This window comes from Flavobacterium sp. GNP010 (assembly GCF_056428945.1).
In genome coordinates this window covers 1-1510 of the sequence record NZ_JBWJVK010000115.1, presented here as the reverse complement: position 1 = coordinate 1510, position 1510 = coordinate 1, and the positions used below count along the sequence as shown (strand labels likewise).

Here is a 1510-nt window from a genome sequence, read left to right as displayed (position 1 = left end):
TGGGACGTTACACCCATAAAATCGCCATTAGTAACCAGAGAATTAAAAGTATTGATGCTCAAAATGTGACTTTTGATTACAAAGATTACCGAGTAGCAGGTGCAAAAAAGAAGATGACACTGACGCATCAAGAATTTATTCGGCGGTTTGCGTTGCATATTTTGCCCAAACGTTTTGTCAAGATCCGTCATTACGGTTTTTTGAGCAGTACATGGAAACGTCAAAAACTAAAGCTTTTACAAGAGAAACTCAAAGTAAAAGTGTTAGAAAAAGCAGAAAAGAAGCTTTTTTTACCTAAATGTCCGTGTTGTAAAATGGGCAATTTACATCGGATAGCGGTTTTTGACCAGCGTGGTCCACCTCCCGAAGCGTCGGGATGGTATATTGGCGGTGGCCAAAACACTATTCCCTATAAAAGCTAATTTTGTGGGTAAGGGCATGTGTGCCTAATCCCGAAACTTTGGCACAGGAAAACACGTAAAAACCATCTTGATTTTACCCCACAAAAAAAGAGGCACACTTGCCTCTTGAAATTCTCTCTCTAAACTTTACGATAACTCCATAGTTCCTGCCGATGAACGGTTCCGTTCAACACAGGTTTCATTGTTCGGCTTGCAGCCGCAACGAAACCTTATCTGTTGTGGGCAGTTTTTCTATTTTACTCTGTCTTTTTTCCTTAAATTTTCGCCTTTAATTCCACTTTCAAATTCAATTTTCGTTGATATTAATCCGTTTTTATCTGTTGGTATTTTTACGTTAAAATGCAAATGAGGTGTTGTTGTAAAACCTGTCATACCACAAATACCAATTGGTTGTCCTTTTCTTACAAAATCTCCCAACTTAACAATAGAACCTTTATGGTCTAAATGTGCATATTGGGTATAGATTCCGCTTTGTGGGTGATAAATAGTTATATAATTACTTTTGTCATTTTCTAACCATTTTTTGCTTGTTCCGTAATCTTTGTAATCTTCAATTACTCCAACTACATAACCACTATCAACACTTGTTATTGTATCACCAACTTGTAAATCAAAATCTATCGCATATTGACTATATAGATTGTTATGGGAGAATTTTCCGTTGTAGCCTTGAATGATTTTATACTCTTTGCCTTCAGAGAAAGGGTAAGAAACTTGATTTTTCACAATTTTTTTATTAAAATCTCCATATCTAACAATATATTTTGTGTTATTGGTTTGATTGAATTTTGGATAAATAAAGTTGACTGTGGTGTCTTGTAATTCCTTTAAAGTTATCTGACCAAATAAATTTTCGATATTTGGATTTAGAGAATCTTTTACTAATTTAACATTTACCGGACATTTAAGAGGATTTTTTATGTGGAATGATAATGTGTCATTTTTGAATTCTCTATAGAAGTTATAGAAGAACTCATAGTAATGTTCTTTTGGAAGTTTCCTCAAACTTGAACAAGAAGCAAATACTAATATTGATATTAAAATGATGTTTTTTCTCACAGTTTTTCTAAAATTGCCCACAACGTCCC

General features: G+C 34.2%; 2 protein-coding genes. One reads left to right on the top strand and one right to left on the bottom strand.

The annotated features are described in order from the left end of the window. Positions 1-422, top strand: a 422-nt coding sequence (locus AC061C_RS15750; protein WP_478291960.1) for a transposase, incomplete at its 5' end; no start/stop codon positions are given. A 231-nt stretch (positions 423-653) separates the two neighbouring features. On the opposite strand, the gene AC061C_RS15745 is transcribed toward AC061C_RS15750, so the two are convergent. Continuing rightward, positions 654-1510: M23 family metallopeptidase (locus tag AC061C_RS15745; protein WP_478291959.1), on the bottom strand; the 857-nt coding region annotated here is incomplete at its 5' end.